Origin of the sequence: Pseudorhodoferax sp. LjRoot39, from assembly GCF_964253035.1 — a bacterium.
Lineage (GTDB): Bacteria > Pseudomonadota > Gammaproteobacteria > Burkholderiales > Burkholderiaceae_C > Pseudorhodoferax.
This window is the reverse complement of record NZ_CAXUQL020000001.1, coordinates 2946461-2970561: the sequence shown is the minus strand read 5'-3', so window position 1 is coordinate 2970561 and position 24101 is coordinate 2946461. Positions and strand designations below refer to the sequence as shown.

At 69.7% G+C, this 24101-nt stretch carries 22 protein-coding genes and 1 tRNA gene; 6 read left to right on the top strand and 17 right to left on the bottom strand.

Translation table 11 applies throughout. From position 1 onward, the window contains the following. Nucleotides 1-10: 10 nt before the first annotated feature. Nucleotides 11-478 (bottom strand): Lrp/AsnC family transcriptional regulator, encoded by a 468-nt coding sequence (locus ACSQ4M_RS14040; protein ID WP_436194009.1) that lies wholly within the window; start codon nucleotides 476-478, stop codon nucleotides 11-13. Between the two features lie 129 nt (nucleotides 479-607). Here ACSQ4M_RS14040 and ACSQ4M_RS14035 point away from each other — a divergent pair, with 129 nt between their 5' ends. Beyond that, entirely contained in the window at nucleotides 608-1228 is a 621-nt protein-coding gene (locus ACSQ4M_RS14035) for a LysE family translocator (RefSeq protein ID WP_436190118.1), read from the top strand. A gap of 40 nt (nucleotides 1229-1268) precedes the next feature. On the opposite strand, the gene ACSQ4M_RS14030 is transcribed toward ACSQ4M_RS14035, so the two are convergent. Genes ACSQ4M_RS14030 through ACSQ4M_RS14020 form a run of 3 tightly spaced genes read right to left on the bottom strand, consistent with a single transcriptional unit; the run spans nucleotide 1269 to nucleotide 5105 of the window. Then, the gene (locus tag ACSQ4M_RS14030) at nucleotides 1269-2777 is read right to left on the bottom strand and encodes an acetyl-CoA acetyltransferase (protein WP_436190117.1); all 1509 of its coding nucleotides are present in this window, start codon (nucleotides 2775-2777) and stop codon (nucleotides 1269-1271) included. Beyond that, the gene (locus ACSQ4M_RS14025) at nucleotides 2774-3919 is read right to left on the bottom strand and encodes an acyl-CoA dehydrogenase family protein (protein WP_436190116.1); all 1146 of its coding nucleotides are present in this window, start codon (nucleotides 3917-3919) and stop codon (nucleotides 2774-2776) included. The genes ACSQ4M_RS14030 and ACSQ4M_RS14025 overlap by 4 nt, the downstream gene beginning before the upstream one ends. A gap of 1 nt (nucleotide 3920) precedes the next feature. Beyond that, on the bottom strand, nucleotides 3921-5105 hold the full coding sequence (locus ACSQ4M_RS14020) for an acyl-CoA dehydrogenase family protein (protein ID WP_436190115.1): 1185 nt from the start codon (nucleotides 5103-5105) through the stop codon (nucleotides 3921-3923). A gap of 162 nt (nucleotides 5106-5267) precedes the next feature. On the opposite strand from ACSQ4M_RS14020, the gene ACSQ4M_RS14015 reads away from it, so the two are divergent. Then, nucleotides 5268-5999, top strand: coding sequence for a c-type cytochrome (locus ACSQ4M_RS14015; RefSeq protein ID WP_436190114.1), 732 nt, complete (start codon nucleotides 5268-5270; stop codon nucleotides 5997-5999). Continuing rightward, nucleotides 5996-7279: a c-type cytochrome gene (locus ACSQ4M_RS14010; protein ID WP_436190113.1), complete on the top strand. Its 1284-nt coding sequence runs from the start codon at nucleotides 5996-5998 to the stop codon at nucleotides 7277-7279. Before ACSQ4M_RS14015 ends, ACSQ4M_RS14010 begins: the two co-directional genes overlap by 4 nt. Nucleotide 7280: 1 nt before the next feature. Here the strand turns inward: ACSQ4M_RS14010 and ybaL are convergent, their stop codons facing one another. Both ybaL and phbB read right to left on the bottom strand, forming a co-directional pair. Then, the gene (ybaL, locus tag ACSQ4M_RS14005) at nucleotides 7281-8981 is read right to left on the bottom strand and encodes a YbaL family putative K(+) efflux transporter (RefSeq protein ID WP_436190112.1); all 1701 of its coding nucleotides are present in this window, start codon (nucleotides 8979-8981) and stop codon (nucleotides 7281-7283) included. Between the two features lie 132 nt (nucleotides 8982-9113). Continuing rightward, nucleotides 9114-9851: an acetoacetyl-CoA reductase gene (phbB, locus tag ACSQ4M_RS14000; RefSeq protein ID WP_436190111.1), complete on the bottom strand. Its 738-nt coding sequence runs from the start codon at nucleotides 9849-9851 to the stop codon at nucleotides 9114-9116. A 215-nt stretch (nucleotides 9852-10066) separates the two neighbouring features. Between phbB and nikR the strand changes: the two genes are divergently transcribed. Next, nucleotides 10067-10555 carry a nickel-responsive transcriptional regulator NikR gene (gene nikR / locus ACSQ4M_RS13995; protein WP_436190110.1) on the top strand — a complete coding sequence of 163 codons (489 nt, stop codon included), beginning with the start codon at nucleotides 10067-10069 and terminating at the stop codon, nucleotides 10553-10555. Here the strand turns inward: nikR and ACSQ4M_RS13990 are convergent, their stop codons facing one another. Beyond that, nucleotides 10556-11320: a crotonase/enoyl-CoA hydratase family protein gene (locus ACSQ4M_RS13990; RefSeq protein ID WP_436190109.1), complete on the bottom strand. Its 765-nt coding sequence runs from the start codon at nucleotides 11318-11320 to the stop codon at nucleotides 10556-10558. A gap of 165 nt (nucleotides 11321-11485) precedes the next feature. Here ACSQ4M_RS13990 and ACSQ4M_RS13985 point away from each other — a divergent pair, with 165 nt between their 5' ends. Beyond that, nucleotides 11486-13087, top strand: a complete 1602-nt coding sequence (locus tag ACSQ4M_RS13985) for an AMP-binding protein (protein ID WP_436190108.1) — start codon at nucleotides 11486-11488, stop codon at nucleotides 13085-13087. 123 nt (nucleotides 13088-13210) lie between these two features. Beyond that, nucleotides 13211-13483 carry an SWIB/MDM2 domain-containing protein gene (locus ACSQ4M_RS13980; protein WP_436190107.1) on the top strand — a complete coding sequence of 91 codons (273 nt, stop codon included), beginning with the start codon at nucleotides 13211-13213 and terminating at the stop codon, nucleotides 13481-13483. A gap of 127 nt (nucleotides 13484-13610) precedes the next feature. Here the strand turns inward: ACSQ4M_RS13980 and ACSQ4M_RS13975 are convergent. From ACSQ4M_RS13975 to ppsA, 10 genes are all read right to left on the bottom strand, one after another. Beyond that, nucleotides 13611-13698, bottom strand: a tRNA-Ser gene (locus tag ACSQ4M_RS13975). A 52-nt stretch (nucleotides 13699-13750) separates the two neighbouring features. After that, nucleotides 13751-15073 carry a serine--tRNA ligase gene (gene serS / locus ACSQ4M_RS13970; RefSeq protein ID WP_436190106.1) on the bottom strand — a complete coding sequence of 441 codons (1323 nt, stop codon included), beginning with the start codon at nucleotides 15071-15073 and terminating at the stop codon, nucleotides 13751-13753. 16 nt (nucleotides 15074-15089) lie between these two features. Further along, nucleotides 15090-16043 (bottom strand): threonine/serine dehydratase, encoded by a 954-nt coding sequence (locus ACSQ4M_RS13965; protein WP_436190105.1) that lies wholly within the window; start codon nucleotides 16041-16043, stop codon nucleotides 15090-15092. Then, on the bottom strand, nucleotides 16043-17446 hold the full coding sequence (gene dnaB / locus ACSQ4M_RS13960) for a replicative DNA helicase (RefSeq protein WP_436190104.1): 1404 nt from the start codon (nucleotides 17444-17446) through the stop codon (nucleotides 16043-16045). The genes ACSQ4M_RS13965 and dnaB overlap by 1 nt, the downstream gene beginning before the upstream one ends. A gap of 191 nt (nucleotides 17447-17637) precedes the next feature. After that, nucleotides 17638-18090 (bottom strand): 50S ribosomal protein L9, encoded by a 453-nt coding sequence (gene rplI / locus ACSQ4M_RS13955; RefSeq protein ID WP_436190103.1) that lies wholly within the window; start codon nucleotides 18088-18090, stop codon nucleotides 17638-17640. 12 nt (nucleotides 18091-18102) lie between these two features. Beyond that, nucleotides 18103-18387 carry a 30S ribosomal protein S18 gene (gene rpsR, locus ACSQ4M_RS13950; RefSeq protein WP_056186748.1) on the bottom strand — a complete coding sequence of 95 codons (285 nt, stop codon included), beginning with the start codon at nucleotides 18385-18387 and terminating at the stop codon, nucleotides 18103-18105. Further along, on the bottom strand, nucleotides 18374-18697 hold the full coding sequence (gene priB, locus ACSQ4M_RS13945) for a primosomal replication protein N (protein ID WP_056672745.1): 324 nt from the start codon (nucleotides 18695-18697) through the stop codon (nucleotides 18374-18376). Before priB ends, rpsR begins: the two co-directional genes overlap by 14 nt. 52 nt (nucleotides 18698-18749) lie before the next feature. Beyond that, nucleotides 18750-19121, bottom strand: coding sequence for a 30S ribosomal protein S6 (rpsF, locus tag ACSQ4M_RS13940; RefSeq protein ID WP_436190102.1), 372 nt, complete (start codon nucleotides 19119-19121; stop codon nucleotides 18750-18752). 97 nt (nucleotides 19122-19218) lie between these two features. Next, nucleotides 19219-21438, bottom strand: a complete 2220-nt coding sequence (locus tag ACSQ4M_RS13935) for a VC_2705 family sodium/solute symporter (RefSeq protein ID WP_436190101.1) — start codon at nucleotides 21436-21438, stop codon at nucleotides 19219-19221. Between the two features lie 96 nt (nucleotides 21439-21534). Further along, the gene (gene ppsA, locus ACSQ4M_RS13930; protein WP_436190100.1) at nucleotides 21535-23925 is read right to left on the bottom strand and encodes a phosphoenolpyruvate synthase; all 2391 of its coding nucleotides are present in this window, start codon (nucleotides 23923-23925) and stop codon (nucleotides 21535-21537) included. Nucleotides 23926-24101: the final 176 nt, after the last annotated feature.

Below are 24101 nucleotides of genomic sequence, written 5' to 3'. Positions count from 1 at the left end.
AGCCGGCCGTTCAGGGGCGCCGAGCCGAGCCGGGCGGCACCAGGCCGCGGCGTTCGATGGGGGTGGAGAACACGATGGACGTGCGCGTCTCCCCGTAGCCGTTGATGGTCCCGATGAAGCGCTCCAGGTCGGCCAGGCCGGTGGCCACGACGGTCATCAGGTAGGAGTCCGCACCGGCAACGTGGTGGCATTCGATCACCTCGGGCGCGCGGCCGAGCCGCTCCAGCAGCGCCTTCTTGCCGGGCTGGGTGGCGGTGATGCCCACGATGGCCTTGACGGGGTAGCCCACCTTCTCCGCATCCACCTCGGCCACGAAGCGCTGGGCGATGCCGGCGTCCTGCAGCCGTTTGAGCCGCTCCGCCGTGGCGGCCACCGAGAGCCCCGCCGCCTCGGCAAGCGCCTTCAACGGCGCGCGCGCATCCGCCTGCAATGCACGCAGCAGGCGCCAGGCCACTGCATCCAACACCGTCTTGTCCATCTGTGCCATCGGTGGATTTCACCAGAAGAATGCACGGTGAGACCGCGCCATGGCCGTCAAAAAGCACTGTGCGGGCGCGGGCTGGCGGCCGATCATCGTGGACCACTTCGGCTCCAGCGCACCTGCCCCATGCTCGACATCCAGAACTACACCAGCTTCGTCACCGCCATCCTCGTGTTCCAGGCCGTTCCTGGCGCGGGCACGATCGCCATCCTCGACGCCACGGCACGCCAGGGCCGCGCGGCCGGCATGGCCGCGGTCCTCGGCACGCTGCTGGGCGACCTGGTGTTCATGGTGGGCGCTGCGCTGGGCCTTGCAGCCCTCATGCAGGCCCGGCCGGTGGTGTTCCAGGTGCTGCAGTGGTTCGGCGTGGCCTACCTGGTCTGGCTGGGTGTCCAGCTGCTGCGCAGCCCGGCCAGCGGCGGGCCGGCCCAGCCGGCACCCGCGCAGCCCGCGGCGGCCTACTTCCGCAAGGCGGTCCTGGTCAGCCTGACCAACCCCAAGGTGCTGCTGTTCTTTGTCGCGTTCTTCCCCTTGTTCCTCAAACCGGGGGCGTCCGCGGCCACTCTGCCTGTGATGATGCTGCACGTCACCGTGCTGAGCCTGGCCTACCAGGCGGCGCTGGTGCTGGTGGGAAACCTCGTTGCCGTGCGCCTGGCAGGCTTTGCCGGGGCCAGGAGAGCCGCAACCCGGCTGGCGGGCCTGGCGCTGATCGGATTGGGCGCCAAGCTCGCCGGGGGCGTTCGCTGAGCTGCCGGCCGTTGGCCGGCTGCGGACGCCTCCAGGACGGTCACGCGAACGCCCAGACCAGCAGCCCATCCTCGCCGGGTGCCGTGCGCCCGGCGTGGCCGACGGGGCTGCGGTCGGCGTCGGTCAGCACCGCCAGTGCGGCGGCATCGTGCGGCGGCACGCGCGCCATCAGGCGTGCGCCGGCCGGTGTGCGCGCGATCACCACGCCGTGGGTGGCCTGGCCGTCGCGGCCGTAGATCACGGTGAAGGTTTCCAGCTGCGCCGCGCCGGCATGGTCCAGCACCAGCGGGGGCACCGCGCCACGGCGTGCATCCGCCGCGGCCTGCACGCTGTAGTCCTCGGCCAGCGCGCCGGGCGGCGCCGGATCGGCGCCCAGCACCAGCGCGTGGTGCTTGGTCACGTACTCGCCCTGGCCGTACAGCAGCGCAGCCTTGCCCGGCGCGGCACGCAGCGCCCGCACCAGGCCGCAGGCCGCGTGCGTCATGTAGTTGTTGAGCGGTGCGCCGAAGAAGCTCAGGCCACCGGTGGACGTCATGCGTGCATCGGCCGCCAGGCCCAGCGTGCGCCGTGCCATCTTGGGCACGACCGGGAAGCAGCTGTACAGCTCCAGCATGTCGAAGGCGGCGGCGTCGCCACCGGCCTGCGCCAGCACGGTCTCCATGACCAGGTCCTGCGCGTGCGAGCCGACGTAGTGGTCGCGCTGCAGGTAGTCGCGCGGCTCGCGCGCGGCCGCGCCGCCCCAGAGGTGGACCCAGCGCGCCGGCGGGATGCCCAGGGCGCGCGCCCGGCCCACGCTGGTCAGGAGCACGCCCGCGCCCATGTTGACGACGGGGTTGGCCACCATGTGCTTGGTGTAGGGCCAGGCGATCAGCCGGTTGGCGGGGCCGGGCTCGGCCACCTCCTCGGGCGTGAAGCGCCGGTGCAGCCAGGCGTGCGGGTTGTCTGCGGCCACCTCGGAGTAGCGCGCCCACAGCCGCGCCGACTCGGCGTGCGCCTGGCGTGGCGTGAGCCCCCAGTGCGCGAGCGTGGCGTTCTCGTAGAACGGGTAGATCGTGGTGGGCATGAAGGCGCCCAGCTGCACGGCCACGGGATGGCACAGCACGGTGCCGCGCACGAGCTTGACGCTGTCGTCGCGCGGCGTCCAGGGCAGCGCCAGGCCGGCCTTGGCCGCTGCATCGACGGTGTAGCGCGACTCGGCGCCGACGATGGCCGCGACCTCGCTCTCGCCGCGCGCGATGCGCAGCGCAGCCTCGTGGATGAAGCGCACGGGCGATTCACCGCCGGTCTCGCCGTAGACGCTATGGGCTGGGCGGCAGCCCAGGCGCGCGGCCAGCAGGCCGGGCGCGTCGCTGTAGGGCCAGGAGTACTCGCACACCACGTCGAGCGCGTCCAGGCCCGCCAGCAGCGGCGCACCGGCGTCCTGCTCGGCCGCGCGCAGCGACTGCTCCATGAGCGCCAGCGGTTCCAGGCCGGGCGGCTCCTTGCTGCGGTGGACGGCCTCGCCGATGCCGACCAGGATGGGGGTGTTGTCGGGCAGCGCCGCCGTCATGCAGCGGCCTCGGCCAGATCGGCCACGCGGCGCAGGTGCCAGGACACCGGGCCGAACAAGCCCTCGATCAGCGTGGCGCGCCGCATGTAGTGGCCCACCGCCAGTTCCTCGGTCATGCCCATGCCGCCATGCAGCTGCACCGCGCCCTGGCCCACGGCCTTGCAGGCCTTGGACGCGGCCACCTTGGCCGAGGACACGGCGCGCGCGCGCTCGGCCGGCGTGACACCGCCGGCCGCCAGCCGTTCGCCGACCTGGCCCGTCAGCGCGATGGCCTGCTCCAGCGCCATGTGCATGTCGGCCAGCCGGTGCTGCACGACCTGGAAGCTGGAGAGCGTGGCGCCGAACTGCTTGCGCTGGCGCACGTAGTCCAGCGTGTCGCGCAGCAGGCGGCGCAGCACGCCCAGCGATTCGGCGCAGACGGCCAACGTGGCTTCGTCGAGCGCCTGCTCGATCTGCGGCAGCGCCGCCCCAGCCTCTCCGAGCAGCGCCGTGGCCGGCAGGCGCACGTCGTCGAAGGCCAGCTCGGCCGCGCGGTCGCCGTCGCGCAGCGGGTAGGCGCGCAGGCTGAGGCCCGGTGTGCCACGCGGCACCAGCAGCAGCGACACACCCTGCGCCGCATCCGGCGCGCCGGCGCTGCGCGCGCTCACGATGAAGTGGCTGGCCCAGGGCGCGGCGTGGACGACGGCCTTGCGGCCGTCCAGGCGCCAACCCTCGCCGTCGCGCGCGAGGCGCGTCTGCACCCAGCCGCGGCTGTGGCGGCCCTCGGCCTCGCCATGCGCGAAGGCCAGCACGGCGCGGCCTGCGACCACCTGTTCCAGCAACGCATCGGCCGCGGCACCGGGGTGGCGCTGCAGCAGTCCGGCCCCCAGCACCATGGTGGCCAGGTAGGGCTGGGCGGCGAGCGAGGCGCCCAGCGTTTCCATGATGGCCAGGTGCGCGGCCAGGCCCAGGCCGAGGCCGCCCTGGGCCTCGGGCAGCGCGGCGCGCAGCAGGTCGAGTTCGCGCGCCAGGCCGGGCCAGAACGGCGGCGGCGCGGTGTCGGCATCGCGCAGCGCGGACAGGCGCGCTTCGAAGCCGTGGCGGTCTTCCAGGTAGCGGGCCAGGCTGTCCTGCAGCATGCCCAGGGTGTCTTCGTTTGCCATGTCAATTCGCCAGGAGATGGGCTGCGATCAGGTTGCGCTGGACTTCGTTGGTGCCGGCGTAGATGCTCGCAGCCCGGTCGTTGAGGTAGGCCGACATCGCGTAGACGGCGTCCTCGGGCAGCGGCAGCGGGCCGTCCAGGCGGTCGTCCAGCGGCAGGCCCACGGCCGCGTACTGGGCGGCGATCTCCACGGCCAGCTCGTCCAGGCGCTGGCGCAGTTCGGTGCCCAGGGTCTTGCCCATGGACGGCCGGATGCCACGCGGCTCGCCGCGCACCTGCGCGCGCAGGGCGGCCATGTCCATGGCGTCCATCGCGTCGACCGCGCACTCCAGTTCGGCGAGCTGGAGCGCCAGGTCGCCGGCCTCCGCACCGCGCAGGTTCGCCTGCGCGAACGCGCGGCGCTGGCGCCGCAGCCGCGCCCGCAGCTGCGGCGCATAGCTGCCGCCGCGCTCGTGCTGCAGCAAATACTTGGCGATGGTCCAGCCCTGGTTCTCCTCGCCGATGCGGCCGGACACGGGCACGCGCACGTTGTCGAAGAACACCTGGTTCAGCTCGTGGTCGCCCGAGATGCTGATGATGGGCCGCACCGTGATGCCAGGCGCGTCCATGTCGAAGCACAAAAAGCTGATGCCGGCCTGCGGCTTGCCGCCGGTGGCCGTGCGCACCAGGCAGAACATGCGGTTGGCGTACTGCGCGTGCGTGGTCCAGATCTTGGTGCCGTTGATCACGTAGTCGTCGCCCTCGCGCACGGCGCGGCACTGCAGCGAGGCCAGGTCCGAGCCCGCGCCGGGCTCCGAGTAGCCCTGGCACCAGTAGTCCTCGCCACTGCGGATGGCGGGCAGCCAGCGCTGCTGCTGCTCGGGCGTGCCGAAGGCGATGATGACGGGCGCCACCATGCCCGGCCCCATGGGTGCGCGCGGCGGTGCATCGGCCGCGGCCAGCTCGCTCGCGAAGATGTGGTGCTGCACCGGCGTCCAGCCGGTGCCGCCGTGCTCCACCGGCCAGTGCGGCACGCTCCAGCCGCGCTGGGCGAGGATGCGGTGCCAGCGGTTGCCGTCGTGGTATTCGGTGAAGATGCCGCTGCAGCGCCGGCCGGCCAGGCGCAGCTCGGGTGTCAGCGCGTGCGCGAGGAAATCGCGCACCTCGTCGCGAAAGCGCAGTTCTTCGTCGTTCAGTGCCCCAGACACAGGTCGTCTCCCTTGGATGGCCAGGCCCGCACTGTGCGCGCGCGTGGCCGCACGCGAATCGTCGGAACGGACGACGGCGTCACCCGGGGGACATCTGATCCGGTCCAGCCCCGGCGAACTGATGCTGTCGTGCCGCGGCGGCTTGGGGCATCATCGACCGCCGTGAACACCAGTCCTGCCACGCGCGCTCTGCGCCCAGCCCTGCTCCTTGCCTTCACGCTGCTGGCCGGTGCCGCCCAGGCCGCGCCGCCCACCGTGCAGGACACCATGGCCCAGCGCATGGTCGCCTGCGCGGTCTGCCACGGCCCCGCGGGGCGTGCCGGGCCCGACGGCTACTACCCGCGCATCGCGGGCAAGCCGGCGGGCTACCTCTACCACCAGTTGCTGAACTTCCGCGACGGCCGGCGCCACTACGGCCTCATGACGCAGATGGTGGACCGGCTCAGCGACGACTACCTGCGCGAGATCGCGGGCTACTTCGCGGCACTCGAGGTGCCCTATCCGCCGCCCGCACCTGCCACGGCGCCGCCCGCGCTGATCGAACGTGGCCGCCAGCTCGTGCAGCACGGCGATGCCGCGCGCGGCCTGCCGGCCTGCGTGCAATGCCATGGCGCGGCCATGACCGGCGTGGCGCCCAACGTGCCGGGCCTGCTGGGCCTGCCGCGCGACTACCTCAACGGCCAGCTCGGCGCCTGGAAGACCGGCCAGCGCCGCGCGCTGGCGCCCGACTGCATGGCCCATGTGGCCCAGCGCCTGGCCGATGCCGACGTGGCGGCGGTCTCGGGCTGGCTCGCAGCCCAGCCCGTGCCCGCCGAAGCCAAGGCCGTGGCCCAGGCACCGGCCGGCAACACGCTGGCCTGCGGCAGCGCGCCCGAACTCGGGGGTGCGCGATGAAGCGCCTGTCGCAGTTCCTCGGCGCGCTCGTGCTGCTGCTGGCCGCCGCCAGCGCGCTGGTCTGGTGGCTCAACGTGCGCGGCGAGCCGGACCTCTCCGTGGCCGAGCCCGCCGTGCCGGCCACGCCCGCGTTGATCGCGCGCGGCGCCTACCTCGCCCAGGCCGGCAACTGCGCGGCCTGCCACACGGCGCGCGGCGGCGAGCCGTTCGCGGGCGGCACGCCCATCCCCACGCCCTTCGGCACGGTCTACGGCAGCAACCTCACGCCCGACCCCACGCACGGCCTGGGCGCCTGGAGCGCCTCGGAATTCTGGCGCGCCATGCACCATGGCCGTTCGCGCGATGGCCGCCTGCTCGTGCCAGCCTTCCCGTACACGAGCTTCACCGAAGTCACGCGCGCCGACGCGGACGCGCTGTTCGCCTTTCTGCGCAGCCAGCCGGCTGTGGCCCGGCCCAACCTCGCGCACGAACTGCGCTTCCCCTACAACCAGCAGGCCGCGCTGGCGGTCTGGCGCGCGCTGTACTTCCGGCCCGGCGCGTACCAAGCCGAGCCCGCACAGACGGCCGAGTGGAACCGTGGCGCCTACCTCGTGCGCGGCCTGGGCCATTGCGCGGCCTGCCACACCACGCGCAACGCCTGGGGTGCCAGCGACGAGCGGCTGCCGCTGTCCGGCGGCCTGATCCCGATGCAGAACTGGTACGCGCCCGCGCTGACCGCCGCCAGCGAGGCCAGCGTGGCCGACTGGCCCGTGGACGAGGTCGTGGCGCTGTTGCGCAATGGCGTGGCGCCGCGCGGCTGGGCCGCCGGCCCCATGGCCGAGGTGGTGCTGCGCAGCACCCAGCACCTGACGACCGAGGACCTCACGGCCATGGCGGTCTACCTGCAGGCGCTGCCGCAGCAGCCGGCCCCGCCGCCGCCCGCGCGCGTGGCACCCAGTGCGGAGACCGCCACGCTGGGCCGCGAGCGCTACGAGCAGCAGTGCGCCCAGTGCCATGGCGAGCGTGGAGAAGGCGCTGGCCTGGCCTACCCACCGCTGGCCGGCAACCGGGCCGTGACCATGGCGTCCACGGCCAACCTCGTGCAGGTGGTGCTGCATGGCGGCTTCACGCCGGCCACGGCCGGCAACCCGCGGCCCTACGGCATGCCGCCCTTCGTGCTGGCATTGACGGACCGCGAGATCGCGGCCGTGTTGACCTATGTGCGCGGCGCCTGGGGCAACCAGGCGGCCAGCGTCAGCGAATTCGACGTGAGCCGGCTGCGCGCCAGCACGCAACGCTGAGTCAGTGCGCGGGCGCGCCGACCGTGGTGCGCTCCACCACGTGGCGCGCCATGGACTGTGCGAGCTCCTGCTCGCCCAGGAACACGCGGCCGGCCTGCTCCTCGTTGAGCAGCCGCGCCTCGGTCTCGCTGTGCGTGCGCACGGCGATCTCGATCCCGGGATTCAGCGCGCGCGCCACCGCGATCATCTGGCGCACGTTGAGCGAATCGGGCGTGGCGATGACCAGCATGCGCGCGCGTGCGATGTGGGCCTGGATCAGCGTGGCCGGCTCCGACGCGTCGCCGAACACCGCCGCCACGCCTTCGCCGCGCAGCCGCTCCACGGTCTCGCGGTTCTGCTCGGCCACGACGAAGGGAATGTGGTGCGCCTGCATGGTGGCCGCGATGCGCCGGCCCACGCGGCCGTAGCCGACCAGCACGACCTGCTGGGCCAGGTACTTCTGCTCGGTGTGCGTGGGCAGTTCGGCCATGGGATCGTCGCGCGCCTCCATGCGCCGCGCGACGGCCGAGCGCGCGAGGATCCAGCGCTGCATGGGCTCGGAGCAGTAGAAGGCCGCGGGGTTCAGCGCGATGGAGATCAGCGCGCCGGCCAGCACCAGGCTCTGGCCTTCGGGCGGCAGCAGGCCCAGCGAGGCGCCCAGGCCCACCAGGATGAACGAGAACTCGCCGATCTGCGCGAGGCTGGCCGAGACCGTCAGCGCCGTGTTGAGCGGGTAGCGGAAGGCCAGCACCAGGGCCGCGGCGGCGATCGACTTGCCGACCACGATGATGCCGACCACGGCGATCACCTGCAGCGGCCGCTGCACCAGCACCATGGGGTCGAACAGCATGCCGACCGAGACGAAGAACAGCACGGCGAAGGCGTCGCGCAGCGGCAGCGATTCCTCGGCCGCGCGGTGGCTGAACTCGGACTCGCGCATGACCATGCCGGCGAAGAAGGCGCCCAGCGCGAAGGACACGCCGAACAGTGCGGTGGAACCGAACGCGATGCTGACGGCCGCCGCGACCACGCACAGCGTGAACAGCTCGCGCGAACCGGTGCGCTGCACCTGCCAGAGCAACCACGGGAAGAAGCGCCGCCCGACGATCAGCATCAGTGCGACGAAGCCGCCGACCTGCAGCAGCGTGAAGCCCAGCGTCTTCCACAACGCGTTGGCATCGGCCACGTCACCACCGGCCAGCCAGCCACCCAGCGGCGGCAGCAGCACAAGCACCAGCACCATGGCCAGGTCTTCGACGACCAGCCAGCCCACCGCGATGCGGCCGTTGAAGGAATCGAGCACGCCGCGGCTCTCCAGCGCGCGCAGCAGCACCACGGTGCTGGCCACCGACAACGACAGGCCGAACACCAGCGCACCACCCAGGTTCCAGCCCCACAGCGTGGCCAGCGCCATGCCCAGCGCCGTGGCCACCGCCATCTGCACCACCGCGCCGGGCAGCGCGATCTTGCGCACGGCCAGCAGGTCGTCCAGCGAGAAGTGCAGGCCCACGCCGAACATCAGCAGCATCACGCCGATCTCGGCCAGTTGCGCGGCGATCCCGGCATCGGCCACGAAACCCGGCGTGAACGGGCCGATCACCACGCCCGCCAACAGGTAGCCCACCAGGGCCGGCAAGCGGATGCACGCGGCGAGAAAGCCGAACACCAAGGCCAGGCCCAGACCGACGGCGATCGTGCTGATCAGGGAGACGCTGTGCGGCATGTCGGTGGTCTTTCGGGTTGGTCTGTGGTGCCTGGCCTGGTGCGGGGCAATTTACCGTAGCACCGCAACGCGTCCGCCCCCGAAACGAAAAAACCCGCCGAGGCGGGTCTGCTGTGGCAAGGCCGAGGCCTGTCAGCCCATGTGCAGGCCGCCGTTGACCGAGAAGTCGGCCCCGGTGGAGTAGCCGCCTTCGTCGGAAGCCAGCCAGGCGATGATGGAGGCGATCTCCTCGGGCTGGCCCAGGCGCTTGACCGGGATGGTGGCGACGATCTTGTCGAGCACGTCCTGGCGGATGGCCTTGACCATGTCGGTGCCGATGTAGCCCGGGCTCACGGTGTTGACGGTCACGCCCTTGTTGGCCAGTTCCTGCGCCAGTGCCATCGTGAAGCCGTGCATGCCGGCCTTGGCGGCCGAGTAGTTGGTCTGGCCGGCCTGGCCCTTCTCGCCGTTGACGGAGGAGATGTTGACGATGCGGCCCCAGCCCTTCTCGACCATGTCGCCCACCACCTGCTTGGTGACGTTGAACATGGAGTTCAGGTTGGTCTCGATCACGGCGTCCCAGTCATCGCGCGTCATCTTGAGGAACATGCGGTCCTTGGTGATGCCCGCGTTGTTGACCAGCACATCGATGCTTCCATGCTCTGCCTTGGCCTTGGTGAAGGCCTCGACCGTGGAATCCCAATTGCCTACGTTGCCCGCCGAGGCGTAGAAGGTGTAGCCCTCGGCCGCCTGCTCGGCGATCCACTTGGCGTGGTCGCGCGTGGGGCCGCAGCCAGCGATCACTTTGAAGCCTTCCTTGTGCAGGCGCCGGCAGATGGCGGTCCCGATGCCGCCCATGCCGCCGGTGACGTAAGCGATCTTCTGTGTCATTTCAAAAATCTCCGTAGTAGGTCCAACCGACCTATCAAGAACTGTACCGAAGATGAAAACCCCCTCGCCCCAGGAAAACACTGAAGGTGGTATGCGTTTGTCACACGCTTTGATGACGGTCATGCTGTTGCACGCACTGCGGCGGTGCACCACGACAGCGGGCACGGGCGCCGCAGCCCACGGCGGTGCCTTGGCGATGCGGCACACTCGCGCGCATGCAACGCTTCACCATCTCGCTGGACGATGCGCTGGCCCGGCAGTTCGATGAACTGATCGCGGCCAAGGGCTACGAGAACCGCTCCGAAGCCGTGCGCGACCTGATCCGCTCGCGCCTGGGCGATGCCTCGCTGGCGGTTCCGGCCAGCGCGGCCTTCACGCCCGTGGACCCATGGTGCGTGGCCACGGTCAGCTACGTCTACGACCACCACGACCAGACCGTGGCGCGGCGCGTGCTGGACCTGCAGCACGAACACCACGACCTCGTGGTCAGCAGCCTGCACACGCACCTGGACCACGAGGACTGCCTGGAGACGGCCGTGCTGCGCGGCCCGCTCGCCGCGGTGCAGGCCTGTGCCGAGCGGCTGGTGGCACTGCGCGGCGTGCGGCACGGCGCCGTGCACGTGGTGCCGCTGGCGGCGCCGGACCACGGCCACTCGCATGGCCATGGGCTGGCGCGGCACCAGCACCAGAAGCCACTCAGCTGATCAGCGGCCGGTCCAGTTCGGCTTGCGCTTTTCCGCGAACGCGGCCGAGCCTTCGCGCGCATCGGACGAGGTGAACACCGGGGCCGCGATGGGCTTTTGGCGCTCGAACATCTCGGCCTGGCTCCAGTCGGCCGACTCGCTCACGATGCGCTTGCTCGTCGCCACGGCCAACGGGCCGTTGGCGGCCACGCTCTCGGCCAGTTGCAGCGCGCCGGCCAGCGCCTGGCCCGGCTCGGCCAGGCGGTTCACGAGGCCCAGGGCATGGGCGCGCTCGGCGTCCAGCATGTCGCCCGTCAGCGCGAACTCCATGGCCACGTGGTAGGGGATGCGGCGCGGCAGGCGCATGAGCCCGCCCGCGGACGCCACCAGGCCGCGCTTGGCTTCGGGCAGGCCGAACTTGGCAGCACGCGACGCCACGACGAGGTCGCAGGCCAGCACCATCTCGAAGCCGCCGGCCAGCGCATAGCCCTCCACCGCGGCAATCAGCACCTTGCGCGGCGGCCGCTCGGTGAGGCCCGCGAAGCCGCGGCCTTCCACCATGGGCCGTTCGCCGCGCAGGAAGCCCTTGAGGTCCATGCCCGAGCAGAAGGTGCCGCCGGAGCCCGTGACGACGCCCAGCCGCAGGTCGTCGCGCGCATCGAGCTCGTCGAGCGCGGCGGCCAACGCCTCGGAGGTGGCACGGTCCATGGCGTTGCGCGCCTCGGGCCGGTGCATGGTCATCACGAGCACGTTGCCGCGCACTTCGGTTTGCAGGCTGTCTGCCATAGGGGTGTCCTTTCGATGAGGGTCCGCGACATCGCGATGCGGCGAGTGTTGGGAGCTTTGCGCCGCCGGCCTGTTGCCTGTGCGACAGGCTCGGGGTAAGCACGGGTCTGTGCTGCTTTGGCGGCACGGGATCATGACTTTTCCCCAAGCCTTCCACGAGATCCCATGACACCTCCGCTCCCCGGGTGGTTGCCCCCCTTGCCGGGCGGCGTCGCGGCCGACAAGCCGGCCTTCATCGACGGCGGCAGCGGCCGCGCCGTCACGCACGGCACACTCGCCCTGCGCGCCGCGCGCATCGCCGGCTGGCTCGCCGGGCTGGGCCTCGCGCCCGGCGACGGCATCGCGATGTTGCTGGAGAACCGCGCCGAGCTCGTCGAACTGGCGCTGGGCGCCGAACGCGCGGGCCTGTACCACACGCCCATCGGCACGCAGCTCTCGCCGGGCGAGATCGGCTACCTGCTGCGCGACTGCGGCGCCCGCGTGTTCGTGGCCTCGCAGGCCATGCTGGAAGGGCCGGGCGCCGGCCTGGACCTGCCACCCGGCCTGATGCTGGTGGTGCTCGACGGCCAGCGCGCAGGTTGGTCGGGCTACGAGGAGGCACTGGCCAGCGTCCCGGCGCAGGAGTTGCCGGCCATCTGGGAGCAGCTCTCGCAGCGCCCGCAGGGACGCGACCTGCTGTACTCCTCGGGCACCACGGGGCGGCCCAAGGGCGTCAAGCGCGCGCTGGCGCCACGCCTGCCCATGGGGCAGGTGCCGCCCGACATCGACAGCTGGCGCCAGCTCTACGGCTTCGGCGCCGACACGGTCTACCTCTCGCCCGCGCCGCTGTACCACGCGGCACCGCTGCGCTACACGCTGCGCGTGATCGGGCTGGGGGGCACGGCCGTGGTCATGCCGAAGTTCGATGCCGAACAGGCACTGGCCCTGATCGAACGCCACCGCGTGAGCCACAGCCAATGGGTGCCGACCATGTTCGGCCGCCTGCTGCGCCTGCCCGAGGAGGTGCGCGCGCGGTACGGCCTGTCGTCGCTGCGCGTGGCCATCCACGCGGCCGCGCCCTGCCCCGTGGAGGTCAAGCGCGCCATGCTCGACTGGTGGGGCGATGTCATCCACGAGTACTACGCCGGCTCGGAGGGCGTGGGCATCACGGTCGCCGGGCCGCAGGAATGGCGTGCGCGGCCGGGCACGGTCGGCAAGGCGCTGGGCTGCGGCGTGCACATCGTCGGCGAGGACGGCGCCGCGCTGCCTGCCGGCGAGATCGGCGCGATCTACTTCTCGGGCATGCCCGGCGCGAGCTACCTCAACGACGCGGACAAGACGCGCGGCCTGTACAACGCACAGGGCTGGGCCACCTACGGCGACATCGGCCACCTGGACGCCGATGGCTACCTGTTCCTGAGCGACCGGCGTGCCGACCTGATCCTGTCGGGCGGCGTCAACGTCTATCCGAAGGAGATCGAGGACGCGCTGGCGCCGCATCCGGACGTGGACGACGTGGGCGTGGTCGGCGTGCCCGACGCCGACTTCGGCGAGGTGCCCAAGGCCATCGTGCGCCTGCGCCCCGGCCTCAGCGCCGACGCCGCGCGCGCCCAGGCCCTGTTGGCCTACCTGCAGGGCCGGCTGGCGCGCACCAAGCTGCCGCGCTCCGTGGTGTTCGATGCCGCGCTGCCGCGCATGGACAACGGCAAGCTGCTGCGCCGCGTGCTCAAGGAGCGCTACCGCGACCAGCCCGAGGCCGGCTTCACATGGCGGCCGCACGCGCCCTGAAGCCTGCGCACACGGCGACGCCCCGCACGCCAGGGCTGCACGAACGGAGTGGCGAGCAACGTCCTGAAAAAGGTGCGTCCTCCTTTCCGGCTATGCTCGCGCCCTTTTTCGAAGGAATCAGCAATGACCGAAGCCACCACCCCAAAGAAGCAAACCGCCTTCAACAAGCCCCTGCGCCCCAGCGCAGCGCTGGCCCGCGTCGTGGGTGCCGAGCCCCTTGCCCGCACGGAAGCCACGAAGAAGCTGTGGGACTACATCAAGGCCCACAAGCTGCAAAACCCTGCAAACAAACGCAACATCCTGTGCGACGACGCGCTCAAGGCGGTGATGGGCAAGGACGAGGTGACCATGTTCGAGATGACGGGCCTCGTCGGCAAGCATCTGGCAGCGACCTGAGCCATGTCCACGGCGCACGCAGTGCCGATCCAGCATCCGCGCGTGCGCTGGTCACCACCAAGGCGTTGAATCGGCGCCGCAAACAAAAAAGCCTTGCAAGTCACGACTTGCAAGGCTTTTTGCTTTTTGGCGGAGAGGGTGGGATTCGAACCCACGGTACCTTGCGGTACGCCTGATTTCGAGTCAGGTACATTCGACCACTCTGCCACCTCTCCTGCAATTCACTGTGGCACCCGGCGGTCGACCCGGGTTGCGAAGCCCACGATTCTAGCAGGACAAACGCGCGATTCCGCCAAGGTAGGGCCGCAAAACTTCCGGGACCGTCACAGAACCATCTTCGTTCTGGTAGTTCTCGAGCACCGCGACCAGCGTGCGGCCCACGGCCAGGCCCGAACCGTTGAGCGTGTGCAGCAACTCGTTCTTGCCCTGCGCGTTCTTGAAGCGCGCCTGCAGCCGGCGCGCCTGGAAGGCCTCGCAGTTGGAGACGGAGCTGATCTCGCGGTAGGTGTTCTGCGCCGGCAGCCAGACCTCCAGATCGTGCGTGCGCGCCGCGCCGAAGCCCATGTCGCCCGTGCACAGGCACAGCACGCGGTACGGCAGGCCGAGCTTCTTGAGCACGGTCTCGGCATGGCCGGTCATCTCGTCCAGCGCGGCGTAGCTCTTCTCGGGGTGCACGATCTGCACCATCTCGACCTTGTCGAACTGGTGCTGGCGGATCAGGCCGCGCGTGTCGCGCCCGGCGCTGCCGGCTTCCGAACGGAAGCACGGCGTGTGCGCGGTCAGGCGGATCGGCAGCTCGGACTCGGCCACGATGCTGTCGCGCACGAAGTTGGTCAGCGGCACCTCGCTCGTGGGGATCAGGTACAGGGCCTGGTGGTCGGGCACGGGCTCGGACTCCTGGCCGCCCTTCTTGGCCGCGAACAGGTCGCCCTCGAACTTGGGCAGCTGGCCGGTGCCCTGCATGCTGTCGGCGTTGACGACATAGGGCACGTAGCACTCGGTGTAGCCATGCTCCTGCGTCTGCGTGTCCAGCATGAACTGGGCGAGCGCGCGGTGCAGGCGCGCGATGGGACCCTTCATGACCGTGAAGCGCGAACCCGAGAGCTTGACGCCCATCTCGAAATCCAGGCCCAGCGGCGTGCCGATGTCCACGTGATCGCGCGGCGGGAAGGCCAGCGGCTTCGGGTCCTGGCCGTCCGGGCTCCAGCGGCGCAGTTCCACGTTGCCTTGCTCGTCGGCGCCGACGGGCACGCTCTCGTGCGGCAGGTTGGGCACGGCCAGCAGCAGCTGCTGGAGTTCGGGCTGCAGCTGGTCCAGCCGGGCGGCGGAGGCTTCGAGCTCGGCCTTGAGCGCATTGACCTCAGCCATCACGGCCTCGGCGCTCTCGCCCTTGGCCTTGAGTTGGCCGATCTGCTTGGACAAGGCGTTGCGCCTGGCCTGCAGTTCCTCGGTGCGGGTCTGCAGCGTCTTGCGTTCGGTTTCCAGGGCCTTGAAGGCCGCCACGTCGAGGTAGGGCTGCGGGCTCTTGCGCTGTTCGAGGCGTGCGACGACGGCGTCCAGGTCTTTTCGGAGAAGGGTGATGTCCAGCATCGTTGGATTCTAGTTTTCAGGCCAGGGTTGCCAGGTCCACGTTGGCGCCGCACAGCACCAGGCCGACGCGCTCGTCGGCTCGCGGCACGTAGGCGCCGCTTTGCAGTGCCGCCAAGCCCAGTGCGGCCGCGGGTTCGACAGCCAGGCGCAGCTCGCGCCATAGCCATTGCTGGGCCAGGCGGATGGCGTCGTCGTCGAGCAGCAGCGCGGTCTGCACATGCTGCTGCGTGGTGGCCCAGCTGATCGCACCGATGCGCTTGGCGCCCAGCGAGTCGGCGGCCACGCCGCCCACATCGACATCGACGGGCGCGCCGGCTTCGCGTGCACGGAACAGCGTGGGCGCCAGGGCCGGCTCCAGCGCGACGACATGGCAGCGGTCTTCGCACCACGCCGCGATGCCACCGATCAGGCCGCCACCGCCCACGCTGACGAGCAGGCTGTCAGGCAGGCCGCCGGCCTGCTCCTCGATCTCGCGCGCCAAGGTGCCGGCGCCGGCCACGACCTCGGGCTGGTCGTAGGCATGGGTCAGCAGCGCACCGGTCTGCTGCTGGCGCGCCAGACAGGCGGCCAGGGCATCGGCATAGGCCGAGCCCACCACCTGCACCTCGGCGCCCAGCGCACGCAGGCGCGCCTGCTTGGCCGGCGAGGAGATGGTCGGCACGAACACCTCGCAGCGCACACCCAGGGCCTGGGCGGCCGCGGCGGTGGCGATGCCGGCGTTGCCGCCCGAAGCGACGACCACGCCCGCGGCAGGGATGGGCTGCGCCAGCAGCCGGTGCAGCATGCCGCGCGCCTTGAAGCTGCCAGAGACCTGAAGGTGCTCGAGCTTGAGCCAGACCTCGGCGCAGGCCAGGCCCAGGGCCGCGCCGGGCAGGCGCCACAGCGGCGTGGTGCGCAGGAAATCGGCCGGGCCCTGGCGCAGGCGTTCGTGCGCCGCGGCGACGTCCGCGCGGGTGGTGGCGGCCGCCATCAGTAGCCGTCGTCCGAGCCGGCCGCGAGGCTCTCGAACTTGGTGATGTTGCGCAGGAAGGCGAGCTTGACGGTGCCGGTCGGGCCATTGCGTTGCTTGGCAATGATCACCTCGGCCACACCGGGCTCCTTGCAGGCGTCCTTGGTGTAGTACTCGTCGCGGTAGATGAACATGATGATGTCCGCGTCCTGCTCGATGGCGCCGGACTCGCGCAGGTCAGACATCATGGGTCGCTTGTCGGGCCGCTGCTCCACGCTGCGGTTGAGCTGCGACAACGCGATCACCGGGCACTGCAATTCGCGCGCGAGCATCTTGAGGCCCCGCGAGATCTCGCCGAGTTCGGTGGCACGGTTCTCGTCGCTGCCGCCGCCCGAGCCGCTCATCAGTTGCAGGTAGTCAACCACGATCAGACCCAGCTTGCCGCACTGGCGCGCCAGCCGCCGCGCGTTGGCGCGCAATTCGCTGGGCGACAGGCCCGGCGTCTCGTCGATGTGCAGCGAGATGCTGCGCAGCTTCTCGATGGCCTCGGTCAGGCGCGGCCATTCGTCGTCGGTCAGCCGGCCGTTGCGCAGGTGGCTCTGGTCGACGCGGCCAATCGAGCCGACGATCCGCACGGCCAGCTGGGACGCGCCCATTTCCATCGAGAAGATCGCGACAGGCAAACCTTCGTTGAGCGCCACGTGCTCGGCGATGTTCACGGCGAAGGCTGTCTTGCCCATGGAGGGGCGCGCGGCCAGCACCACCATGTCGCCGGGCTGCAGGCCCGAGGTCATGCGGTCCAGGTCGTAGAAGCCCGTGGGCACGCCCGTGATCTCGTTCTGCTGGTCGGCCATCTCCTGCACACGGTCCAGCAGGTCGACGACCAGCGACTCCATGGCCTGGAAGCCCTGCTTGTTGCGCGCACCCTCTTCGCCGATGTTGAAGATCTTCTGCTCGGCTTCGTCCAGGATCTTGTCGACCGCGCGGCCCTGGGTGTTGAAGGCGCTGGTGGCGATCTCGTCGCTGGCCGTGACCAGCTTGCGCAGGATGGCGCGCTCGCGCACGATCTCGCCGTAGCGGCGGATGTTGCTCGCGCTCGGCACGAACTGCGCCAGCGAGTTCAGGTAGGACAGCCCCCCCACGTCATCGGCCTTGCCGACGGACTGCAGCACCTCGTAGACCGTGATCACGTCGGCCGGCTTGTTGGCGTTCACGAGGTCGCGGATGGCCGCGAAGATCAGCCGGTGCTCGTAACGGTAGAAGTCGCCGTCTTTGAGCACGTCGCCGACGCGGTCCCAGGCCGCGTTGTCCAGCAACAGGCCACCCAGCACACTGGATTCGGCCTCGATGGAATGCGGCGGCACGCGCAACTGCGCGATCTGGCGATCCTGCGGATCGTCATCGATGGAGAACATGGCAGACATCGGGGTCCTCGAAGACAAGCGCGGCATGCTACGCCGCTACAGCGCTGACCGCATGGAACAAGCATGGGACAAGCCTGTGCATAAGCAGTGGAACAGCAGTGATTTACCTGCTGCAAGCTGTGGAGAATGCAAGCCGAAAAACAAAAAGCCGCCGGGCTCGCGCCTGGCGGCTTTTCAGCAGACCGCAGCAATCAGGCGGTTTCGCCGTAGACCGAGACGTTGATCTCGACGACCACGTCGGTGTGCAGGGCCACGCTCACGGTGCTTTCGCTGACGGTCTTGATCGGACCGTTGGGCATGCGCACTTGCGACTTGGCAACCTTGTAGCCGAGCTTGTCCAGCTCTTCGGCGATGTCGGCGTTGGTCACCGAGCCGAACAGGCGGCCGTCCACGCCGGCCTTTTGGGTCAGCTTGACGGTGGTACCGGACAGCTTGTCGCCCTGGGCTTGGGCTTCGGCCAGCTTGGCGGCGGCGGCCTTTTCCAGCTCGGCGCGGCGCGCTTCGAATTCGGCCTTGGCCGATTCGGTGGCACGGCGGGCACGGCCGGTCGGGATCAGGAAGTTGCGGGCGTAGCCATCCTTGACCTTGACGATTTCGCCGAGGTTGCCGAGGTTCACGACCTTGTCGAGCAGAATGATTTGCATGGTCATCGCTCCTTAGATGCGGTGCTGGTCGCTGTACGGCAGCATCGCGAGGAAACGCGCGCGCTTGATGGCCGTGTTCAGCTGACGCTGGAAGAAGGCACGGGTGCCCGTCAGACGCGCCGGGATGATCTTGCCGTTCTCGGCAATGAAATCGCGCAGCGTGTCGATGTCCTTGTAGTCGATGTGTTCGACACCGGTCACGGTGAAGCGGCAAAAGCGCTTGCGCTTGAACAGCAGCGATTGGGTGTTGCGCTTGGGACGCTTGTCCTTGTTGTTGAAACGCCTAGGTCCGGCCATGGTGGGCTCCTGATGAATCTGTTGAAACTGGTTGAAACTCTTGCACGTGCAGAACGAGACCCTTGCCAGCGCGCGGATTGGTGACGAAGCCGGCGAACCGCCAGCTGCTGCCAACCACCTGCCTGCGCATCCGCTCGGCCACGGCACCGAAGGCCACAGCACGGATGCTTGCCTTGATGTGCCGGGTCTGCCCCGCTTCCTCGACCTCTGACTCGTGTTCCAGCACCAGATCCTGGGCGGGCAAGCCGGCCGGGGTGTAGCGCAGGGCCTTCAGTTCAGCGATCGACGCGGTCAGCAGCAGGTGGTTCATGCCTGCCAAGCCTGCCCGCGGCGAAACATTGCGTTCTGCTGCAGTGCCGTCCTCAATGCTGGCCGGCGGTCTCGGCCTGCTGGGTCTTGCGGGCTTCTTCGCGCTCGACGGTCTTCATCATCGAAGACGGGCCGGTCTCGGCCTTCTTCAGCTGGACCGTCAGGTGGCGCAGCACGGCGTCGTTGAACTTGAAGGCGTGCTCGAGCTCGCTCATCACGGCCTGGTCGGCCTCGATGTTGACGCACAGGTAGTGCGCCTTGGCCAGCTTGTTGATCATGTAGGCCAGTTGACGACGGCCCCAGTCTTCCACGCGGTGGATCCTGCCGCCGCCGTTGGTGATCATGGACTTGTAGCGTTCCAGCATGGCCGGAACCTGTTCGCTCTGATCCGGGTGGATCATGAGGATGATTTCGTAATGACGCATGGACTCTCCTTAAGAGTAAAGCCCCGCCCTCTTTCAAGGGTTGGAGGCCAGAACCACCTGCGGCGTCAACTGCAGTGTGGCAAGGCAAAGCCGAGCATTATAGCCCGGCTTTTCGAGACAGCAAAGTGGCCGCCACAATGGCGCATGTTGCAGCCGCCAGGCCGAAGACGCCGGACGCCGCGGGCTGGATGCCGAACCACAGGCCAGGCCCGGCAAACCCGGTCCAGCCGCGCACCACGGGATGGTGGGCCAGCATGTAGCCCAGGGTCACGCCGGCACCGGCCAGCATGCCGGCCACCACACCCGCGCGCGAGGTGCGGCGCCAGAAGATGCCGGCCACCAGGGCCGGGAAGAAGGTCGACGCCGCGAGCGAGAACGACGCCGTGACCAGGTACAGGATGTCGGCCGAGCGCCAGGCCGCTACGTAGGCGGCCGCCAGCGCCACCATGAGCAAGGCGAACTTGGAGAACACCACGCTGTAGATCGCGCCCACGCGGCGCCGGCCGCTTTGCAGGTACAGGTCGTGCGCGAAGGCGTTGCCCATGGTCAACAGCAAGCCGTCAGCCGTGGACAGGGCGGCCGCCAGGCCACCGGCCGCAACGAGCCCGGCGATGACGTAGGGCAGTCCGCCGATCTCGGGTGTGGCCAGCATGATGAGGTCCGCGCCCAGGCGGATCTCGGCAAACTGCAGGATGCGGTCGCCATTCACGTCGGCCACCGAAACCAGCGCGGGGTCGACGCGCGCCCACTGCGCGATCCAGGCCGGCAGGTCGTCGAAGCTCTTGCCCACCAGTTCGCTGAGCACCTCGTGCTTGACCAGCACGGCCAGCGCCGGCGCCGCGATGTAGAGCAGGGAGATGAACAGCAGCGACCAGGCCACCGAACTGCGCGCGCCCGCGACCGAGGGCGTGGTGAAGAAGCGTGTGAGCAGGTGCGGCAGACCGGCCGTGCCCAGCATCAGGCACAGCATCAACGCGAGGAAGTTGAGGCGCGCCGCCGAGAAGGCACCACGCTCGGCCGGCGTGCCGTCAGGATGGCCGCTGAACGGCGTGGCCATGGGCGCCACGCCACCCAGCGGGCGCGAACGCTCCTGCATCTCCGCCAGCGCGCGCGTCCAGCGTTCGCGCGCGGCCTGCTCGGTCGCGGGCAGCGCGTTCAGCACGCGGCTGGCTTCGCGCAGCTCGGCATCGGATGCACCGGCCGCGCGCAGCTGCTGCAGGCGCTGCTGCGCCTGCAGGCGCTCGCGCGTGAGCGCGGCGGGCACGTCGCGCAGCATGGCCTCGTAGGCGGCGGCGCGGCGCGCGAACTCGGCCACCACGGCTTGCTCGGCCGGGGCGGCGGCGAGCTCGGCCTCGCGCACCGCGATCTGGCTCAGCTGCGGCCCGTAGACAAAGGGCGCCGCCGGATTGCCGAGCTGCTTGTAGGCCAGCCAGGACACCGGGATCAGGAAGGCCAGGATCAGGATCACGAACTGCGCCACCTGGGTCCAGGTGACGGCCCGCATGCCGCCCAGGAAGCTGCAGACCAGCACACCGCCCAGACCGAGCAGGATGCCGATCTCGAACTGCACGCCGGTCAGGCGCGAGGCGATGAGGCCCACGCCGTAGATCTGCGCCACGACATAGGTGAAGGAGCACAGCACCGCCGCCAGCGCCGCCAGCACGCGCGGCCAGCGGCCACCGAAGCGCTGGGCGAAGTAGTCGGGCACGGTGTAGATCTCGGCGCGGCGCAGGGCCGGCGCGATCAACAGTGCCACCAGGCAGAAGCCGCCCGTCCAGCCCAGGACATAGGCCAGGCCGCCGGCCTGTCCGGGCAGGCCCGAGAAGCCCTGCAGGTACAAGCCGCCGGCCAGGCTGATGAAGGAGGCCGCACTCATCCAGTCCGCCGCCGTCGCCATGCCGTTGTAGACGGGCGGCACGCTGCGGCCGGCCACGTAGTACTCGCGCGCGTCCGACGTGCGGCAGAAGATGCCGATGCCCGCGTACAACGCCAGGCTGGAGAACAGGAAGATGGCGCCGATCCAGGGGCGCGGCAGGCCGACACGCTCGGCCAGCGCCATCGCGGCCAGGAAGGCCAGCAGGCACAGCACGTAGAGTCCGAAGATGCGGTGCAGCCGGCCATGGGCGACGGCAGTCTCGCTGCCGCGCAGGGCCCGTGCGTAGACCACCACGATGGCGATGAAGCCGATCACGGCGCCCTGCGCGCACAGCCAGTAGTTCAGCGGCCAGCCGGCAACGGTGATGTCGAGGTCGCGCGCGAACCAGGCCGGCCCGAAAGCCAGCACCGCCCATAGCAACAACAGCAGACCTCGCAGCAATCCGTCGTCTCCTCTGCGCCACGCACGGGCGCGGCTGTTCTCATCAAAAAGGGCGCCCGAAGGCGCCCTGATGGTGCAGTGTTTGGGCCCGAGCCTTCAGCGCGCCAGCTGCTGCCAGGTCGCCACCACCGTGTCCGGGTTCAGCGAGATCGACTCGATGCCCTGGTCGGCCAGCCACTGCGCGAAGTCCGGATGGTCGCTGGGACCCTGGCCGCAGATGCCCACGTACTTGCCCTTGGACTTGCAGGCCTCGATGGCGCGCTTGAGCATGGCCTGCACGGCCGGATCGCGCTCGTCGAAGTCGGCGGCCAGGATCTCCAGGCCCGAATCGCGGTCCAGGCCGAGCGTGAGCTGGGTCAGGTCGTTCGAACCGATCGAGAAACCGTCGAAGTACTCGAGGAACTCATCGGCCAGGATGGCGTTGCTGGGCACCTCGCACATCATGATCACCTTGAGATCGTCCTGACCACGCTTGAGGCCATGCACGGCCAGCAGTTCGGTCACGCGCGCAGCCTGCTTCAAGGTGCGCACGAAGGGCACCATGATCTGCACATTGGACAGGCCCATGTCGTTGCGCACGCGATTGAGCGCCTGGCATTCCATCGCAAAGGCCTCGCCGAAGTCGGCGCTGATGTAGCGCGCCGCGCCGCGGAAGCCCAGCATCGGGTTCTCTTCCTCGGGCTCGTAGCGGCTGCCGCCGATCAGCTTGCGATACTCGTTGGACTTGAAGTCCGACAGGCGCACGATCACGGGCTTGGGCCAGAAGGCCGCAGCGATCGTGGCGACACCCTCGGCCACCTTGTCGACGTAGAAGGCGCGCGGCGAGGCATGGCCGCGGGCCACCGACTCGACGGCCTTCTTGAGATCGGCATCGACGTTCGGATAGTCCAGGATGGCCTTGGGGTGCACGCCGATGTTGTTGTTGATGATGAACTCCAGCCGCGCCAGGCCGACACCGCTGTTGGGCAGCTGGCAGAAGTCGAAGGCCAGCTGCGGGTTGCCCACGTTCATCATGATCTTGGTCTTGATCTCGGGCATGGCGCCGCGCTCGACCTCGGTGACCTCGGTCTCCAGCAGGCCGTCGTAGATGTGGCCGGTGTCGCCCTCGGCACAGCTCACGGTGACCAGCGTGCCGGTCTTCAGGCGCTCGGTCGCGTCGCCGCAGCCGACCACGGCCGGGATCCCCAATTCGCGCGCGATGATGGCGGCGTGGCAGGTGCGCCCGCCCCGGTTGGTCACGATGGCGCTGGCGCGCTTCATGACCGGCTCCCAGTTCGGGTCGGTCATGTCGGTCACGAGCACGTCGCCGGGCTGCACCTCGTCCATCTGGCTGATGTGGTGGACCAGGCGCACCGGGCCGGTGCCGATCTTCTGGCCGATGGCACGGCCTTCGGCCAGCACGGCGCTGCGGCCCTTGAGCTTGTAGCGCTGCTCGGCCTTGCCGGCCTGCTGGCTTTTCACGGTCTCCGGGCGGGCCTGCAGGATGTAGAGCTGGCCGTCGGTGCCGTCCTTGCCCCACTCGATGTCCATCGGGCGGCCGTAGTGCTCCTCGATCACGAGGGCGTACTGGGCCAGCTGCTCGACCTCGGCGTCGGTCAGCGAATAGCGGTTGCGCAGCTCGGTCGGCACGTCCACGGTCTTGACCAGACGGCCAGCGGCCTTCTTTTCCTCGGGCGTGGCGAACACCATCTGGATCAGCTTGCTGCCCAGATTGCGGCGGATCACAGCCTTCTTGCCGGCCTTGAGCATGGGCTTGTGGGCGTAGAACTCGTCGGGGTTCACGGCGCCCTGCACCACGGTCTCGCCCAGACCGTAGCTGGAGGTGATGAACACCACCTGGTCGAAGCCGGACTCGGTGTCGATCGTGAACATCACGCCGGCCGCACCCAGGTCGGAGCGCACCATGCGCTGCACGCCGGCCGACAAGGCCACCACGTCGTGGGCGAAGCCCTTGTGCACACGGTAGCTGATGGCGCGGTCGTTGTAGAGGGAGGCGAACACCTCCTTCATCTTGTGCAGCACGTCCTCGATGCCGACCACGTTCAGGAAGGTCTCCTGCTGGCCTGCGAACGAGGCGTCGGGCAGGTCTTCGGCGGTGGCGGACGAACGCACGGCGAAGCTGGCCTGGTCGTTGCCGGCCGAGAGCTTGGCGAAGGCGTCGCGCACGCCCTTTTCCAGGTCGGCCGGGAACGGCTGGGCCTCGATCCAGCCGCGGATCTCGGCGCCGGCGGCGGCCAGCGCGCGCACGTCCTCGATGTCCAGCGTGGCGAGGCGCTGGGCGATGCGTTGGGTCAGGCCTTCGTGCGCGAGGAACTCGCGGAAGGCGTGGGCGGTAGTCGCGAAGCCGGTGGGCACGCGCACGCCCTGGGGCAGCTGCGAGATCATTTCGCCGAGCGAGGCGTTCTTGCCGCCAACCGACTCGACGTCGTCCATTCTCAGGTTTTCAAACGGTACGACCAGGGCGGTCGCCTCAAAGAGTGCAGACATGGGAAAGCTCCAAAGGTTGAAAAACCGTCTGCACGCTGCCCGCAGGACACCCCGCCGTCAGCAACGTCGTCCATGCCGGCGGCGCAACGTCGTTGTCGTTGCTGTGTGCGCGCGCACCACATGGTGAAAATCTGAGACATTGGGGCGGCATTGTAGGGGCCAGCCCGGGCGCGGTG

What these genes read in the sequence shown, in the direction of transcription:
- ACSQ4M_RS14040 (WP_436194009.1), bottom strand. Translation starts at nt 478, where the DNA reads ATGGACAAGACGGTGTTGGATGCAGTGGCCTGGCGCCTGCTGCGTGCA.
- ACSQ4M_RS14035 (WP_436190118.1), top strand. Translation starts at nt 608, where the DNA reads ATGCTCGACATCCAGAACTACACCAGCTTCGTCACCGCCATCCTCGTG.
- ACSQ4M_RS14030 (WP_436190117.1), bottom strand. Translation starts at nt 2,777, where the DNA reads ATGACGGCGGCGCTGCCCGACAACACCCCCATCCTGGTCGGCATCGGC.
- ACSQ4M_RS14025 (WP_436190116.1), bottom strand. Translation starts at nt 3,919, where the DNA reads ATGGCAAACGAAGACACCCTGGGCATGCTGCAGGACAGCCTGGCCCGC.
- ACSQ4M_RS14010 (WP_436190113.1), top strand. Translation starts at nt 5,996, where the DNA reads ATGAAGCGCCTGTCGCAGTTCCTCGGCGCGCTCGTGCTGCTGCTGGCC.
- ybaL (WP_436190112.1), bottom strand. Translation starts at nt 8,981, where the DNA reads ATGCCGCACAGCGTCTCCCTGATCAGCACGATCGCCGTCGGTCTGGGC.
- phbB (WP_436190111.1), bottom strand. Translation starts at nt 9,851, where the DNA reads ATGACACAGAAGATCGCTTACGTCACCGGCGGCATGGGCGGCATCGGG.
- nikR (WP_436190110.1), top strand. Translation starts at nt 10,067, where the DNA reads ATGCAACGCTTCACCATCTCGCTGGACGATGCGCTGGCCCGGCAGTTC.
- ACSQ4M_RS13990 (WP_436190109.1), bottom strand. Translation starts at nt 11,320, where the DNA reads ATGGCAGACAGCCTGCAAACCGAAGTGCGCGGCAACGTGCTCGTGATG.
- ACSQ4M_RS13985 (WP_436190108.1), top strand. Translation starts at nt 11,486, where the DNA reads ATGACACCTCCGCTCCCCGGGTGGTTGCCCCCCTTGCCGGGCGGCGTC.
- ACSQ4M_RS13980 (WP_436190107.1), top strand. Translation starts at nt 13,211, where the DNA reads ATGACCGAAGCCACCACCCCAAAGAAGCAAACCGCCTTCAACAAGCCC.
- serS (WP_436190106.1), bottom strand. Translation starts at nt 15,073, where the DNA reads ATGCTGGACATCACCCTTCTCCGAAAAGACCTGGACGCCGTCGTCGCA.
- ACSQ4M_RS13965 (WP_436190105.1), bottom strand. Translation starts at nt 16,043, where the DNA reads ATGGCGGCCGCCACCACCCGCGCGGACGTCGCCGCGGCGCACGAACGC.
- dnaB (WP_436190104.1), bottom strand. Translation starts at nt 17,446, where the DNA reads ATGTCTGCCATGTTCTCCATCGATGACGATCCGCAGGATCGCCAGATC.
- rplI (WP_436190103.1), bottom strand. Translation starts at nt 18,090, where the DNA reads ATGCAAATCATTCTGCTCGACAAGGTCGTGAACCTCGGCAACCTCGGC.
- rpsR (WP_056186748.1), bottom strand. Translation starts at nt 18,387, where the DNA reads ATGGCCGGACCTAGGCGTTTCAACAACAAGGACAAGCGTCCCAAGCGC.
- priB (WP_056672745.1), bottom strand. Translation starts at nt 18,697, where the DNA reads ATGAACCACCTGCTGCTGACCGCGTCGATCGCTGAACTGAAGGCCCTG.
- rpsF (WP_436190102.1), bottom strand. Translation starts at nt 19,121, where the DNA reads ATGCGTCATTACGAAATCATCCTCATGATCCACCCGGATCAGAGCGAA.
- ppsA (WP_436190100.1), bottom strand. Translation starts at nt 23,925, where the DNA reads ATGTCTGCACTCTTTGAGGCGACCGCCCTGGTCGTACCGTTTGAAAAC.